This window comes from Roseovarius sp. MMSF_3298 (genome assembly GCF_030733705.1).
GTDB lineage: Bacteria > Pseudomonadota > Alphaproteobacteria > Rhodobacterales > Rhodobacteraceae > Roseovarius > Roseovarius confluentis.
Window position 1 is genome coordinate 36,762 of record NZ_JASHIN010000002.1, and the last position, 15,523, is coordinate 52,284.

Here is a 15,523-nt window from a genome sequence, read left to right on the forward strand (position 1 = left end):
CCCGACGTCATACTTGGCTCGATCCGAGTAGGTTCGAGGCCACGGGATCCCGGATCAAGTCCGGGATGACGGGCGTTTGACCAAGCCGAGCGATTGCCAAGCCGCGGGATGGCGATCGCGCGGCGGCGCGGCAGAGCCGCGCCTTTGTTCCGCGCGCCCCAACTGAAATCCCGTCGTCCCGGACTTGATCCGGGACCTCTCCGCCAGGGTTTGACCCACCTCACTCCGCCGCGATCTTCGCCTTCTTCCTGTTCTTGCGGGGCTTCGTGCGACTGCGCGCCGCCGGATCCTCGGAATTGGCGTCGATGAAATCCAGCACCAGCGGCCGGATGTTGTTGCGCCACGACCGGCCCGCGAAAATACCGTAATGGCCCGCCTCGGGCTCCAGGTGGCTGGCCTTCATGCTGTCGGGCAACCCGGTCAGCAGGTCCAGTGCCGCCACGCATTGGCCGGGCGCCGAGATATCGTCCTTGCCGCCCTCGACCGTCTTCACGGCGACCTTGCTGATCGCGCCGATATCCACCTTGTGGCCATCGACCACGAAGGCGTTCTTGGCGATCTCGCCCGCCTTGAAGATGCGCTCGACCGTCGACAGGTAGAACTCCGCCGGCATGTCCATCACGGCCAGGTATTCGTCGTAGAACTTGTTGTGCGGGTCGCGGTCGCTGGCCTCGCCCTGCGCCACGCGGCTGATCTGGTTCAGGAAGGCCTGGCTGTGACGCTCGGCGTTCATCGACATGAACGACGACAGCTGCAACAGGCCGGGATAGACCTTGCGCCCCACGCCCGGATATTTGAAGCCGACGCGCTGGATCATCGTCTCCTGCAACTGGCCCATGGTCACGCTATGCCCGAAATCCGTCACCTCCGTCGGCGTCGCGTCGGGGTCGATCGGCCCGCCGATCAGCGTCAGCGACCGGGGCTGCGCATCGGGGTCCAACTCGGCAAGATAGGCGGTCGCGGCCAGGGTCAGCGGCGCGGGCTGGCACACGGCGATCACGTGCAGATCGCTGCCCAGCTCGCGCATGAAGTCCATCAGGTAAAGCGTGTAATCCTCGACATCGAACTTGCCCGCGCTGACGGGGATGTCGCGCGCGTTGTGCCAGTCGGTCACGTAAACCTCGCAATCGGGCAGCAGCGATTTCACGGTCGAGCGCAACAGAGTTGCGTAGTGTCCGGACATCGGCGCCACCAGCAAGACGCGGCGGTCCATCTCGTCCCGGCCCTGCACGTTGAAGTGAATGAGGTCGCCAAAGGGCTTGTCCACCACTGTCTCGATGCTGATCAGGTGGTCGCGCCCGTCCTCGCCGGTGATCGATTCGATCCCCCAGTCGGGCTTGGCGACCATGCGTTGGAACGTGCGCTCGGTGACTTCGCCCCAGGCGGCCAGCCATTGAAACGCGGGGTTTGGGGTCAGCGCGAAGATGGGGTAAGATGCCATGGAAAAGGCCGTCGCGCCCAGCCACTGGTTGGTGTTGCGGATGGTTTCCATCAGGTCGTAGGTGGCCATGTAACGCATTACTTACTCCTTCGGCCGGGCCGGCCGAGTTGGTTCCATTCGTCGCAGTCCCACAGGCTCCCAGGGCCAGTATACGCGGGGCGACGTTAACACATGCATACCAGACGCGGTCCCTCCGCGCCATGCTGCATAGCAGAAAGAGTAGAGGATTTCGCAGAAATGGCAACGCCCGACACCGCCGAAGAAAAAAATCTGGAGCGGATGAACGAAAATCTCGAAAAGGTCGAGGCCTTGTCACAAAGGCTCGTGCAGGCGCTGAGCCACCGAAATCCCCCCGCACCCGAGCTGAACGGCCCGGGCCAGGAGCTTTATGCACGCGCAGCAGCCTCCTACTGGCAGGCCCTGATGGAGAACCCGGGCAAGATCTACGAACAGCAGCTGGAATACTGGGGCAAATCCGTGCGCCATTTCATGGAGGCCCAGCAGGCGCTGCTGCAAGGCCACGCCCCGGCCGATGCCGGAGAGGACGACTCCGACCCGCTGGAAGGTGACAAGCGCTTCACGAATCCCCTGTGGAAGACGCACCCCTATTTCCGGCTGGTCAAAAAGCAATACGCACTCAACAAGCAGGCCGTGGAAAAGGCCGTGGCCGAGGCCGACGACCTCGATCCCAAGGATCGCAAGCGCCTGAACTACTTTGCCTCCCAGATCGTCGACATGATGAGCCCGACGAATTTCCTCGGCACCAATCCCGACGCGCTGGAACGCGCGCTCGAGACCGAGGGCGAAAGCCTGGTGAAGGGGCTGGAAAACCTCGTGTCGGACCTCGAGGCCAACAAGGGCGAGATGGTCGTGCGCCTGTGCGACGAGGACGCCTTCAAGCTGGGCGAGAACGTTGCCGTGACCGAAGGCGAGGTGGTCTATCGCAACCGCATGATGGAGCTGATCCAGTACAAGCCCACCACCGCGCAGGTCCACAAGACGCCCGTGGTGATCTTTCCGCCCTGGATCAACAAGTACTACATTCTCGACCTCAAGAAGGAAAACAGCCTGATCAAGTGGATCACCGATCAGGGCTACACGCTCTTCGTCGTGTCCTGGGTCAATCCTGACGCGTCCTACAGGGACGTCCTTATCGACGATTACATCGAGGAGGGATTCCTGACCGCCATCCGCGAGGCCAAGGCGATCACTGGCGAGAAACAGGTCAACGCCGTGGGCTATTGCATCGCCGGCACCACCCTGCACCTGACGCTGGCGCTGATGGCCAAGCGCGGCGACAATTCGGTCAAGTCCGCCACCTTCTTCACCGCGCTGACCGATTTCGGCGAGCAGGGCGAGTTCGTGCCCTTCCTGCAGGACGATTTCGTCGACGGCATTGAAAAGGAAGTCGAAGAGCAGGGCGTGCTGCGCTCCTTCATCATGGGGCGCACGATGTCCTTCCTGCGCTCGAATGACCTGATCTACAAACCCGCGATCCGCAGCTACATGATGGGCGAAACGCCCCCCGCCTTCGACCTGCTCTACTGGAACGGGGACGGGGCCAACCTGCCCGGCGACATGACCAAGCAATACCTGCGCGACCTCTGCCAGGCCAATGCCTTCGTCGACAAGGGCATGAAGGTGTGCGGCGAAACCGTGCATATCAGCGATGTCACCGTGCCGATCATGGCCGTCACCTGCGAAAGCGATCACATCGCCGCCTGGCGCGACTGTTACCGCGGCTTCATGCAGACCGGATCGACCGACCGCAGCTTTATCGTGTCCGAGTCCGGCCACATCGCCGGCATCGTCAATCCGCCGTCGAAAAAGAAGTACGGCTATTACATGAACAAGGACCTGCCGCCCACGCCCGAAGAGTGGCTGGCGGGCGCGACAGAGCGCGAAGGCTCCTGGTGGCCGATGTGGGAATCCTGGCTGCGCAAGCGCTCGGGGACCAAGATTAAGGCCCGCGAACCGGGCGATTCCGAGCATCCCAGCCTTGGTCCCGCGCCCGGAACCTACGTGCTTCGCAAGGCAAACGCCTGACGCGAAACGCTTTTTCCAACTGTGTGAAAGTTTTGCTGCAGTGCAGCGAAAGGGGTTGCAATGCTGCGTTGCGGCGTCTATATATGCTGCAGATGCAAAAAAGCGGACCAACCGCTTGCAAACAGAACACGACTGAAACCGAACACGTAGGAGCCGTACCAATGGCAAAAGCACAAGCACAAGACTTCAACGCGATGATGAAAGACGTGATGGGCGCGTTCCCCGTCGACACCAAAGCGATGGAAGAAGCGTTCAAGAACCAAGCCGCTCTGAGCGAGAAAATGTCGGGCGTCGCCCTCGAAGCCGCCACCAAATCGGCCGAGCTGTCGGGCAAATGGACCCAGGAAACCCTGACCAAGCTGCAAGACGTCACCAAGGCGAAATCCGAGCCGGCAGACTACGCCAAAGCCATGACCGACTTCGCGTCGGCCAACGCTGAAACGGCTGCCGAGCACATGGCCGCCTTCGCTGAGATCGCGAAGAAAGTCCAGATGGACACGGTCGAGCTGATGATGGCTGCTGGAAAAGACTTCCAGGAAGACGCCACCAAAGCCGTGAAGAAAGCCACCGACGACGCGACCGCCGCGGCCAAGAAAGCCTCGACCGCCGCAGCCAAGTAAGCGCAGTCCGGTCACCGGTTTAACGAGTACGGGCCATCTTCCTCCCTTTTGGCCCGGAACACCGAAGGGCGAGCCTCCCGGGCTCGCCCTTTTTTTGCGTCCGTTGCCGGGGAGAGCAGGGACGGCAGATGGCATCGCATCCAGTCACGGCACTGCCCGGGCCGGGTCTGTCGCCGTCACCTGCCGGGATCGTGCCGCCGGCGCACCGTCGACGCGCGCCCCGGAAGGGAAAGCGCCGCATCCTCGCGGGGCATTCGGCTGACCAGCCTGCCATTCGAAACCACGGCAAGGCGCGCGGGTCGAAGGCGCAACGCCTCGATCGGCGACGCGGCATCCAGCACGACCAATGAGGCGCGTTTGCCGGGCGCGATGCCATACCCCTCCAGCCCCAGGATTGCGGCGTTCTGTTGCGTGACCATGTCGAAACACCGCGCCATCTCTTCGGGGCTGGTCATCTGCGCCACGTGCAATCCCATGAAGGCGACGTCCAGCATGTCCGCTGTCCCCAGCGAGTACCACGGATCGAGCACGCAATCCTGCCCCCAGCCCACGGTGATCCCATGCGCCTGCATCTCCTTCACCCGGGTCAGGCCGCGCCGTTTGGGGAAGGTGTCGTGCCGTCCCTGCAGCGTGATGTTGATCAGCGGGTTCGGGACGGCGGCCACCCCGGCCTCGGCCATCAGCGGCAGCAGTTTCGAGACATAGTAATTGTCCATCGAATGCATCGAGGTCAGGTGACTGCCCGTGACCCGGCCCTGCAACCCCAGCCGCTGCGCCTCGAAGGCAAGCGACTCGATGTGGCGGCTCATCGGGTCGTCCGTCTCGTCGCAATGCAGGTCGACCATCAGGCCTCGGTCTGCGGCCATCTCGCACAGCTCGCGCACCGAGGCCGCACCATCGGACATGGTGCGTTCAAAATGCGGAATGCCGCCCACCACGTCAACGCCCATATCAAGCGCGCGGATCGTGTTTTCCCGCGCCGTCGGATCGCGGTAGAAACCGTCCTGCGGAAAGGCCACCAACTGCAGGTCGATATAGTCGCGGACCCGCTCGCGCACCTCCAGCATCGCCTCGACGCCCAGCAGGCGGTCATCGCAGGTGTCGACATGGCTGCGGATCGCCAGCAATCCCTGGCTGACCGCCCAGTCGCAATAGGACAGCGCGCGCTCGACCATCTCGTCCTGCGTGACGATTTGCTTCAACTCGCCCCAAAGCCCGATCCCCTCCAGCAACGTGCCCGACGCATTGATCCGTGGCAGCCCATAGGACAGCGTCGCGTCCAGGTGGAAATGCGGATCGACGAAAGACGGGCTGACCAGATCGCCCTCCGCCTCGATCACTTCGCGGGCCTCGGCGCCAGACAGGTCCTCGACCGCCTTGATCCTGTCGCCTTTGATCCCGATATCCGCCACGCGCCCGTCCGGCAGCGTGCCGCCCCTGACGATAAGATCGAACATCAGCGTTCCCCCTTGTTGAACGGCACCATCAGTGCCGCCGGCACCTCGGCCCGGCGCGACATGACGATCAGCGCCAGGATGGACAGGAAATAGGGCATCATCAGGAACACCTGGTAAGGGATGTCGGCCCCAAGCGACGTCTGCTGCACCCGGATCTGCAGCGCGTCGAACGCGGCAAAGAGGATCGCGCCCAACAGCGCCTTGCCCGGTTTCCACGCGCCGAACACGACCAGCGCGATGCAGATCCAGCCGCGCCCGTTGACCATCTCGAAAAAGAAACTGTCAAAGGCCGACATGGTCAGGAATGCGCCGCCGACGGCCATCAACCCGCTGCCCACGATCACCGCGCCCATCCGGATGCCGGTCACCGACAGGCCCTGCGCCGCCACCGCCGCCGGGTTTTCCCCCGCCGCGCGCAGCGCCAGGCCCAGCGGCGTGCGATACAGCACCAGCGCCACGACGCCCACCAGGATGAATGCCAGGTAGGTCAGCGGCGTCTGCGCGAAGAGCGCCGGACCGATCAGCGGGATGTCGGACAACAGCGGAATCTCGAAAGGCTGGAACGCGTCGATCTTGGGCGGGCTCGTCACCTCGGGCAGCGCCAGGCGATAGGCGTAATAGGTCAGCGACGTCGCCAGCAGCGTCACGCCAAGGCCGACCACATGCTGCGACAGGCCAAAGGGCACCGTCAGCAGGCTGTGGATCAGCCCGAACAGCATCCCCACCACCATCGCCACGGCCACGCCCATCCACAGCCCCGTACCGGAATAGACCGCCATCCAGCCGGCAAAGGCACCCGCCACCATGATCCCCTCGATCCCGAGGTTCAGCACGCCCGCACGCTCGCAGATCAGTTCTCCCAGCGTGGCAAAGATCAACGGGCTCGCGATGCGGATCGCGGCGGTCCAGAAGCTGGCGGAAAGCAGGATTTCGAAGATGTCCATGGCCTACTCCCTCACCACGCGGAACCGGGTCAGCAGGATTGCCAGCACCATCAGCAAGAGCGCCGTGGCCAGCATGATATCCGCAAGGTAACTGGGCACCTCGACCGCGCGGCTCATGCTGTCCGCGCCGACGAAAATGCCCGCCACGAACAGCGCCGCCGCCACCACCGCCAGCGGGTTCAGCAGGGCCAGCATGGCAACGATGATCCCGGTGTAGCCATAGCCCGGGCTAAGATCGAGCGTCAGGTTGCCCTTCAGCCCCGCGACCTCGGAAAACCCTGCAAGCGCCGCCAGCCCGCCCGACAGAAGCGCCGTCTTGATCAGCACCCGGTTCACCGGGATGCCGGCAAACCCCGCCGCCTCGCGGTTCAGGCCCACGGCGCGCATCTCGTAGCCCAGCGTCGTGCGCCGTTCGATCACCCAGACGACCACCGCCGCGATCAGCGCCAGCGCAAACCCCCAGTGCAGGCGCAGCCCCTCGACGATACGCGGCAGCCGCGCCTCGGCCACCAGACGCTCGGACTTGGGCCAGCCCATGCCCATCGGGTCCTTCAGCGGTCCTTCCAGCAGCATCGAGATGAAGAGCAGGAAGATGAAATTGAACAGCAACGTCGTCACCACCTCGTCGACGCCGAACCGCACCTTCAGCAGCGCCGGCACCAGCAGCACCAGCGCGCCCGCCAGCATCGAGGCGAGCGCCAGCGCGGGCAGCAGGGCAAAGGTGCCCCATTGCAGCATCCCGGTGCCCAAGACGACGGTCATCAATGCGCCTGCATACAGCTGCGCCTCGGCCCCGATGTTCCACAGGCGTGCTCGAAAGGCGACCGCCACCGCTAGCCCGGTGAAGATCAGGGGCGTCGCCCGGTTCAGCGTCTCCAGCAGGGCGAATTTCGACCCGAACGCGCCCTTGAGGATCAGGCCGAGCACCGAGAACGGGTTGGCCCCTGCCGCCATCGCCAGCAATGAGGCGATCACCACGGTCGAGCCGATGGCAATCGCGGGCGGCACGGTCGTGCGCCAAAGCGACGGGTTCGCGACCGGTTCAAGACGCATGGGCGGCTTCCTTTTCAAACCCCTGGCCGGCCATCCAGACGCCCAGCTCGGCGGGCGTCACCGACCCGCGCGCGAATCCCGGTGACAGGCGGCCTTCGGAAATCACGTGGATCACGTCCGACAGGGCCATGATCTCGTCGAGATCCTCGGAAATGAGCAATACCGCGGCGCCCCTGTCCCGTGCCGCCAGCAACTGCCCATGCACGTAATTGACCGCGCCGATGTCCAGCCCCCGCACCGGCTGGTTGGCAAGAATGATACGCGGTCCGGCCTCCAGCACACGGCCAAGGATCAGTTTTTGCATGTTCCCGCCCGAGAGCAGCCGGATGCGCGTGCCCGGCCCGGGGCAGCGCACGTCATAGGTCTCGATGATCTCGCGGGTAAAGGCCTCGGCCCGGCCCCAGTTCATCAGGCCCGACCGGCTATAGGGCGGCTGGGCATAGGTCTCGAGAATCGCGTTCTCGGTCAGATCGAACTCGGCGATGGTGCCGGTCTTGTGCCGGTCCTCGGGGATGCGGGCGATGCCCGATTGTACCGCCGCGCGCGGCGACCATGTGTCCAGCCGCGCGCTGTCCAGCTCCATCCGTCCCTCGGCTGGCGCGATCAGCCCGCCGATCAGGTCCGCCAAAGCCCCCTGACCGTTGCCAGAGACCCCCGCCAGCCCCACGATCTGCCCCGCATGCAGCGCCAGCGACACATCCGCCAGCCCCGGCGCATTGCCGCGCGCGGGCGTCGTGACCGCATCCAGCCGCATCAGCACGTCACCGGGCCGCCCCGGCGCGACCTTGGGCGCGGCGACATCCGCCCCCACCATCAGCGAAGCCAGCGTTTCCTTGTCGACCTCGGCAATCGGCCGTTCGGCCACCAGCCGCCCATGCCGCAGGATCAGCACGCGATCCGATATCGCCATCACCTCGTGCAGCTTGTGGGAAATGAACACCACCGACAGGCCCAGCTTGATCGCCTTGCGCAGGGTGGCGAAAAGGTCCTCGGTCTCCTGCGGGGTCAGGACGGCGGTCGGCTCGTCCAGGATCAGGATGCGCGCATCCCGGTACAGCGCCTTCAGGATCTCGACCCGCTGGCGCTCGCCCACCGTCAGGCTGCCCACCTTGGCATCGGGATGGACCTGAAGCCCGAAATCCTGCGCCAGCTTTTCCAGCTTTGTGCGCGCCGCCCCACGGTCGAGGCGCGGCGACAAAAGCGGCTGGGTGCCGAGAATGACATTCTCCAGCACGGTCATGTTGTCGGCCAGCGTGAAATGCTGGTGCACCATGCCCACCCCGGCATCGAGCGCCGCACGCGGGTTGCCGGGCGGCAGGGCTTGGCCAAAAACCTCCACATTGCCCTCGTCCGCCGTGTACTGGCCGAACAGGATGTTCATCAGCGTGGTCTTGCCCGCGCCGTTCTCGCCCAGCAGGGCGATCACCTCGCCCTCGCGCAGCGACAGGCTGACCGCGTCATTCGCGACCAGCTTGCCGAACCGCTTGGTAATGGAATCGAGGCGCAGGACCACCTGCGCCGCGCCGTCGCCTGCCATTCAGGACGACTTGGGTTCTTCGTCGTTGATCTCGACCGTGTACTCGCCGGACATGATCTCCTGCTTGCGCTGCTCGACAAGGTCCAGCGCCTCCTGCGGCACCTTGCCTTCGAACGTGCCCAAGGGCGCCAGTGACGAGCCGCCCTCCTTCATGAACGAATAGACGCCGTAATCGGCAGCAGTGAACGTGCCGGCCTTCACCTCGGCAATCGCCTTGTCCAGCGTCGGCTCGAAGTGCCAGATGGCCGAGGCCACGACCGTTTCGGGATATTCGGCTTGCGTGTCGATCACGTTGCCGATGGCCAAAACACCCTTTTCCTTTGCCGCGTCCGACACGCCGAACCGCTCCGCATAGAGCATGTCCGCCCCGTTCTCGATCATGGCGAAGGCCGTCTCCTTGGCCTTGGGCGGATCGAACCAGCTGCCGATAAAGCTGACCTGGAAGGTGATGTCGGGGTTCATCTCGCGCGCGCCCGCCATGAAGGCATGCATCAGGCGATTGACCTCCGGAATCGGGAAGCCGCCGACCATGCCGATATTGCCGGTCTCGGTCATTGCCCCCGCGATGATCCCCGTCAGGTAGGACGCGTCCTGGATGTAGTTGTCAAAGACCGCGAAATTCGGCAGCGCCTCGTCCTGCTTGAAGCTCGAGCCCATCAGGAAGGCGATATCGGGATATTCCGCCGCCACTTCGCGCGCCTCTTGCTCGACGGCAAAGACCTCGCCGATGATCAGCTCATAGCCCTGCTCGGCATATTCGCGCATGACGCGGGCGTAATCGGTGTTCGACACGTTCTCGGAAAAGACATAGTCGATATCGCCCCGCTCCTGCGCGGTGCCGGCGGCCTTGTGGATGCGGCTGACCCATTGCTGCTCGACCGGCACGGTGTAGATGCCCGCGACCTTCAGCGGCTCGTCCGCCTTCAGCGCCCCCGGCGCGCCGGCTGCCACAAGCAGCGCGGTGCCGGCTGTGGTGCTCAGGAACGTCCGGCGGGAAAGGCCGGTCGGGCTGGTTTTTCTGTGTTGCGTCATGGAACTTATCCCCCTGTTGGAACGTGGCGTGCCCAGAATGTTTGACCAAATGATAAAAAGAACCCGGGTGCCGGCCAATAGAAGATTGCGCGGCCCGAAAAGTCCAGAGCGGACGCCAAGGTTTTACGCATCGCGCCGAAGTCTGCCGTAAGAATAGGCAGTTCGTCAGGGGGTCAAGGAAAGGCAGGGGCGAGGCGTGCGATAATTCGCCAAAACACCTCATGCAAAGCAGACCGCGAAGTCGTCTCCATTCTCGAAAGTCGTCGTTCCCTGGTTGCCCGGAACGCGCCGATTGCCGGTTTCACCGACCCGAAAGAAGAATGCTGCTGAGTGACTTCGAGATTTTTTCCGCATGAGTTCGCGTGCCGCGTGCCGGCGTTGCATCCGCCGATCCGACCTCAATTCCCTCAAGATAAAGGATATGGGGAGACGCGAACGAGATTTGAAACAGCACCTCTTCCCGAGGTTCCGTCATCTCGATGAAGAGATTATCCACGAGCAGAGCCGCTTCGACCAATGCGCAGTCTACCCCGAAGGCTTCTCTCGCCCTCCAGTTTCGGACCAGGATCGTCTGGTCTTGAGGGAGAACAAGATCCGAAGTGGGCCCCGTTTCATCCAGGGCATATGGCTTGAACCTGATGAAATTTGTTCGAAGGGTGCGCCGGGAGATGTTGGTCACGCGTGCAATTCCTGCATCTCGCGTTATGACACGATCACCGATTTCGATGAACTCGGCCGGTATTGGGCCATCGGCACAAAGAACCCGCGTTCCGGCGGCATAGCCTCCGTTCTTTCTTATCCGATCCATCATTACCCCTATTCCAGATTGCCAGAAGGTTGCGGGCGGTGCAGAACTCCAACTGTCCAAAGAACTGGTAAAAACTGAAATTTCCTTCGGTAGATTGATGCTTTGGTGACCTGAACTCCGCTTGTCGAAGGATCTTGAACTTGGTTATTCCCAAAGATCGCCAATAGGTGGCCTGAAGATGGTATTGCACAATTCTAGGGTGCATCCAAGCATTAAGGGGATCAATGCTGGCTGTGGAAGCGGTCCGTTTCAGGAGTGGAGCCAATCATATCTGCCATACGAAACAACAAACTGAACACACTTTTTAATTGGTCTCAAATACGCCCATGAGAATTTATGGCGCTCATCCAACTGAAATTACTGAGAAACAGTCTGGCTAAGGTTGAATCTGATTCGTTCGCCAGAGGATGCAAACGAGTAGTCGGTGCCGCCTCTAACGATCGTTGGTGGCACCTGCATCGGGTAAGATCGTGCGGGGAAGACTGATACCATATTTGAATTCACCTGACTGCCCGACGCCATTGGGTCTCAGGTTTCAAGACCCGGTCACCAGACCGTTCTTGCATCGCTGACCTTCGACGTTACTGCGGCACCGGTCAAACTGGGCTCCAGGCCGACTTTCGCCGGAACTCGTTCAAATGGCCGCTATCTGCTGATCGCGGACATGCATTTGTGACCGCGTAAGCACAATACGGGACCAATTGATTGCCATCAGGTGACAGTCCCATAAGGTGGCGCTGAACCTCAACGACTCATCGGACTGACACATGCTCTTTGCCGCGGTAAGATACTTCTTTCTTCTCACATGCAGCCTTCTCGTCGCTGCCTGCGCAGGACCGATGTCCTCGGACATGCCCGGCGGGGCAACTTACCCCGAGTACAGCCAGATGCAGGAGGGGCACATCACCATCGACGCCATCGAGCCGCAATACCTGCGCGAGCCGAACCGTCGCACCTCGGTAACATATACCGGCGACGAGGCGCCCGGCACCATTGTCGTCGACCCCTATGCCAAGTTCCTCTATTACGTCCAAGGCCCCGAAAGCGCCATTCGCTACCCCGTCGCCGTTGGCCGTGAAGGGCGCGGTTTCAGCGGCAGAGCCACGATCGGGCGCAAGGCAGAGTGGCCGGGCTGGACGCCCACGGCCAACATGATCCGGTCCGACCCCGAGGCCTACGCCCCATTCGCCAAGGGCATTCCGGGCGGCAAGGCAAGCCCGCTGGGTGCCCGCGCGCTTTACCTCTACCGGGGCGGCCGCGACACCTATTACCGCATCCACGGAACCAATGACCCGGCCACGATCGGCAACCAGGGCAGCGCCGGATGCATCCGTCTCTTCAACCAGGACGTCATCGACCTGCACGACCGCGTGTCGGTCGGCGCTCCGGTCGTGGTCCGCAGCTACGAGGAATCCGTCGCGGCGGAAGGCGTCGAGACGGCCAACCGGGGCGGCGAAATGGTCCCGAAACCTGTCGACCCGGAAAGCGTCTATGCCTATGTCGAAGAAGAGGCGCAGCGCAAGGCCGAGTACGAAGCCAGCCAATAAAGGCCGGGGCGTCCGCGCGAGTCCAGCAAGGATGAGCGGCTGACGGGCGCCCTGCCGCATCCCGAGGACGGGACGCGATCCCGCCGATCTCCGGTGCGCATGGCGTAAAGGTCGCGTCCTCGTCCCATCGCGTTCCGGCCATGCGCCGCACAACCACACGCCCTTTCTTTTTGTTCTGCGCTGGCATAGGCTTTGCTGCAGTGCACGCATTCCGGGGAGGACACACGTGGCCGAAGACGAAAAACCGCTGCTGATCAAACGGTACGCCAGTCGCCGTCTCTACAACACCGAGACGTCCGACTACGTCACTCTCGAGGATATTTCCGAGTTCATCCGCGACGGCCGCGAGGTGCAGATCATCGACCTGAAATCGGGCGATGACCTCACCCGGCAATACTTGCTTCAGATCATCGCGGAACACGAAAGCCGTGGCGAGAACGTGTTGCCGATCAACGTGCTCACCGATCTCGTGCGCAGCTATACGACCCACGCCACCTCGATGGTCCCCGATTTTTTGTCTGCCAGTTTCGAGATGCTTCAGCAGGGCCAGTCGCAGATGATGGAGAACATGGCCAAGGCGAGCCCGCTCGCCAGCTCCTTCAACCAGATGCCCGGGATGGACAGCATTCGCGCTCAGCAAGAGGCGTTCCTCAAGGCCATGACCGGTGGCGGTATGCCCGGTATGACCGGCAAGGCTCCCGAAGAGGGCGAGCCGGCCAAGCGCGCTGAAAGCGACGAGGGCCTGGACGACATCAAGAAGCAGCTGGCCGATTTGCAGGACAAGCTGTCCAAGCTCAGCAAGTAAGGCCCGGCCATGGTCGACAGCCCCGGCCGCATCACCCTGTGGGGGATCGAGGTGTTCATGGCCGCGGCCGACGAACGCTCGATCTCGGCCGCCGCCAAGCGTTTGGGCGCCAGCCCGTCTGCAGTCAGCCAGCAATTGACCAACCTCGAAGGCGCGGTGGGCGCCACGCTCCTGCAACGAAACGCAAGGCCGATCCGCCTGACGCCCGCGGGCGAGATCCTCAAACGCCGCGCCCAGGTTATCCTCAACGAGGCCGCACAGGCCCGCGCGGAACTCGCCATGTCCGACATGTCGATGCTGACGCGCTTCCGTCTCGGCATGATCGAGGATTTCGAGGCCGACGTCACGCCGCAGCTTCTGACCCATGTCGCGGGCGAGCTCAAGACCAGCCAGTTCCTGCTGGAAACCGGCGCCAGCCATTATCTCTACGACCTCCTGGAAAGCCGCACGCTCGACATGATCGTTGCCGCCGAACTCAACGCCGGCGACGACTGGACCGAGGTTCACCCGCTCTTGCGCGAAGGCTTCGTGGTGGCCGCCCCAAGGGGCCGGGTCGATCCCGACGGGGACGTGTTGCGCCAACTCAAGCGCCTGCCGCTCATCCAGTACACCCAGCGGCATTACATGGGCCGGCTTCTCTCGGCGCATCTCACCCGGCAGAAACTCAGCCTGCCACACCGGTTCGAGCTCGACAGCTACCACGCCATCCTGGCGCTGGTGGGGCAGGGGACCGGCTGGACCATCCTGCCCCCCTTGGCGCTCATGCGTGCCCGCCGATTTGCCGAACAGATCGACGTCATGCCGCTTCCGTTCGAGCCGCTTTTCCGCACGATCAGCCTGACCGCGCGCAAGGATATCCTTCAGGAGCTGCCGGCGCAGTTGGCCGAAACCCTGCGCCCGATCCTGCGCGACACGATCCTGAACCCGGCCCTGGCCGAGTATCCGTTCCTGGGCGACCGGCTGGAGCTGCTTTAAGTTCCGTAAACGCGCTCGGGCTCCATCGGCGGTGCCGCCGCCTCCGCCGCCGCGATCAATGCCTCGGCCACGAAATCGAGGTCGTCCCGGCTCAGCCGGGCGGGCAGCCGCACGTCACAGGCCCGCATCAGCATCGCCCGCGTCTGCGGCAGGTCCGGCGTCGGTCCCGGCAGGAACTGCCAGTTCCAGAAGGCCCGCGCATTATCCGCCGACATGCCGAAGACCTGCACCTTCACACCACGCTCCGCGGCGGCGTCGGCAAAGGCCCGCACCTCCGCATCGCTCATGTCCAAAAGGTTGAACTGGATCGAATCCGGCGCCCGTTCCTCAGGGCCCAGCTTGTCCGGCACCCGCATCCAGGGCGAGCTGTTCAGACGCCCGGCCACGTAATCGTGGTTGTCGCGCCCGTCGCGCACGCGCCGCGCCACTTCCGGCAGTTGCGGTCGAATGATGGCGGCGCTCAGGTTGCCCATGCGCAGGTTGTAAAGCGGCAGACGGTTCTGCCAGTCGGCAAAGGCGGCCGCCAGCATCGGGTCGTCCCCCGCCATATGCTTGGCCCAGTTATGCTCATACGCGCCCGACATGATCACCGCCCGCGCCACCAGGTCGGCATCGTCGGTCACCAGAATGCCGCCTTCGCCCGCATTCACCAGCTTGTAGGACTGAAAGCTGAAGCACCCGACGCGCCCGATCGTGCCGATCTTGCGCCCGCCCCAGACGGTGCCCAGGCTGTGGGCCGCGTCCTCGATCACCGGGATGCCGCGCACGTCGCACAGCCCCATGACCTGGTCCATGTCCGATGTATGCCCGCGCATATGACTGACGATCACCGCGTCGATGCCGCTCTCCAGCTTCGCCTCGAAATCGGCCATGTCGATCCGGTAATTCTTGCCCACCTCGCACAGCACCGGCACGCAATCGGCATGCATGACCGACGACGGCACCGCGGCAAAGGTAAAGCCGGGCATCAGCACCCGCGCGTCCCGTGGCAGTCCCAACGCCTTCAGCGAAAGGAACAGAGCAGCCGAACAGGACGACACCGCCAACGCGTAGCGCGTGCCCATCAACTCCGCGAACTCCCGTTCCAGCAGGCTGACCGGCGCAGCTTCGGGCGCGGTATAGCGGAACAGGTCACCCGACTGCAGCAACCGGTCGATCTCGGCCCGGGCCGCCTCGGGGATGGGTTCGGCATCATAAACGTTGGGGACAGGGGGCGTGCTGGGCTGGGTCATGTTCGGATTTCCTGAAGCTCGTTTTT

The 15,523-nt window shown here is 63.4% G+C and carries 13 protein-coding genes; 5 read left to right on the top strand and 8 right to left on the bottom strand.

Going from position 1 to position 15,523, the window contains the following annotated elements; translation table 11 throughout:
* Nucleotides 1-220: 220 nt before the first annotated feature.
* The gene (gene phaZ / locus RBB18_RS02200; protein WP_103761635.1) at nt 221-1,519 is read right to left on the bottom strand and encodes a polyhydroxyalkanoate depolymerase; all 1,299 of its coding nucleotides are present in this window, start codon (nt 1,517-1,519) and stop codon (nt 221-223) included.
* Between the two features lie 159 nt (nt 1,520-1,678).
* Here phaZ and RBB18_RS02205 point away from each other — a divergent pair, with 159 nt between their 5' ends.
* Nucleotides 1,679-3,487 carry an alpha/beta hydrolase gene (locus RBB18_RS02205; RefSeq protein WP_103761634.1) on the top strand — a complete coding sequence of 603 codons (1,809 nt, stop codon included), beginning with the start codon at nt 1,679-1,681 and terminating at the stop codon, nt 3,485-3,487.
* Nucleotides 3,488-3,648: 161 nt separating this feature from the next.
* Nucleotides 3,649-4,107 carry a phasin family protein gene (locus RBB18_RS02210; RefSeq protein WP_103761633.1) on the top strand — a complete coding sequence of 153 codons (459 nt, stop codon included), beginning with the start codon at nt 3,649-3,651 and terminating at the stop codon, nt 4,105-4,107.
* A 176-nt stretch (nt 4,108-4,283) separates the two neighbouring features.
* On the opposite strand, the gene RBB18_RS02215 is transcribed toward RBB18_RS02210, so the two are convergent.
* The 6 genes from RBB18_RS02215 to RBB18_RS02240 all read right to left on the bottom strand — a co-directional run bounded on the left by RBB18_RS02215 (nt 4,284) and on the right by RBB18_RS02240 (nt 10,941).
* The gene (locus RBB18_RS02215) at nt 4,284-5,564 is read right to left on the bottom strand and encodes an amidohydrolase family protein (protein WP_306112332.1); all 1,281 of its coding nucleotides are present in this window, start codon (nt 5,562-5,564) and stop codon (nt 4,284-4,286) included.
* The gene (locus tag RBB18_RS02220) at nt 5,564-6,508 is read right to left on the bottom strand and encodes an ABC transporter permease (protein ID WP_306112333.1); all 945 of its coding nucleotides are present in this window, start codon (nt 6,506-6,508) and stop codon (nt 5,564-5,566) included. The genes RBB18_RS02215 and RBB18_RS02220 overlap by 1 nt, the downstream gene beginning before the upstream one ends.
* 3 nt (nt 6,509-6,511) lie before the next feature.
* Nucleotides 6,512-7,561: an ABC transporter permease gene (locus RBB18_RS02225; RefSeq protein ID WP_306112334.1), complete on the bottom strand. Its 1,050-nt coding sequence runs from the start codon at nt 7,559-7,561 to the stop codon at nt 6,512-6,514.
* Nucleotides 7,551-9,098: an ABC transporter ATP-binding protein gene (locus RBB18_RS02230; protein ID WP_306121234.1), complete on the bottom strand. Its 1,548-nt coding sequence runs from the start codon at nt 9,096-9,098 to the stop codon at nt 7,551-7,553. Before RBB18_RS02230 ends, RBB18_RS02225 begins: the two co-directional genes overlap by 11 nt.
* On the bottom strand, nt 9,099-10,130 hold the full coding sequence (locus RBB18_RS02235; protein ID WP_103761628.1) for a BMP family protein: 1,032 nt from the start codon (nt 10,128-10,130) through the stop codon (nt 9,099-9,101).
* 301 nt (nt 10,131-10,431) lie between these two features.
* Nucleotides 10,432-10,941, bottom strand: coding sequence for a Hint domain-containing protein (locus RBB18_RS02240; protein WP_306112297.1), 510 nt, complete (start codon nt 10,939-10,941; stop codon nt 10,432-10,434).
* An 836-nt stretch (nt 10,942-11,777) separates the two neighbouring features.
* Here RBB18_RS02240 and RBB18_RS02245 point away from each other — a divergent pair.
* From RBB18_RS02245 to RBB18_RS02255, 3 genes are all read left to right on the top strand, one after another.
* Nucleotides 11,778-12,485, top strand: coding sequence for a L,D-transpeptidase (locus RBB18_RS02245; protein WP_245890378.1), 708 nt, complete (start codon nt 11,778-11,780; stop codon nt 12,483-12,485).
* 226 nt (nt 12,486-12,711) lie between these two features.
* Entirely contained in the window at nt 12,712-13,290 is a 579-nt protein-coding gene (gene phaR, locus RBB18_RS02250) for a polyhydroxyalkanoate synthesis repressor PhaR (RefSeq protein ID WP_306112298.1), read from the top strand.
* A gap of 9 nt (nt 13,291-13,299) precedes the next feature.
* A complete protein-coding gene (locus tag RBB18_RS02255) occupies nt 13,300-14,265 on the top strand; it encodes a LysR family transcriptional regulator (RefSeq protein ID WP_103761624.1) in 966 nt (321 codons plus the stop codon).
* Here RBB18_RS02255 and RBB18_RS02260 read toward each other — a convergent pair.
* The gene (locus tag RBB18_RS02260; protein ID WP_306112299.1) at nt 14,262-15,497 is read right to left on the bottom strand and encodes a DegT/DnrJ/EryC1/StrS aminotransferase family protein; all 1,236 of its coding nucleotides are present in this window, start codon (nt 15,495-15,497) and stop codon (nt 14,262-14,264) included. The two genes, RBB18_RS02255 and RBB18_RS02260, sit on opposite strands and share 4 nt — an antisense overlap.
* Nucleotides 15,498-15,523: the final 26 nt, after the last annotated feature.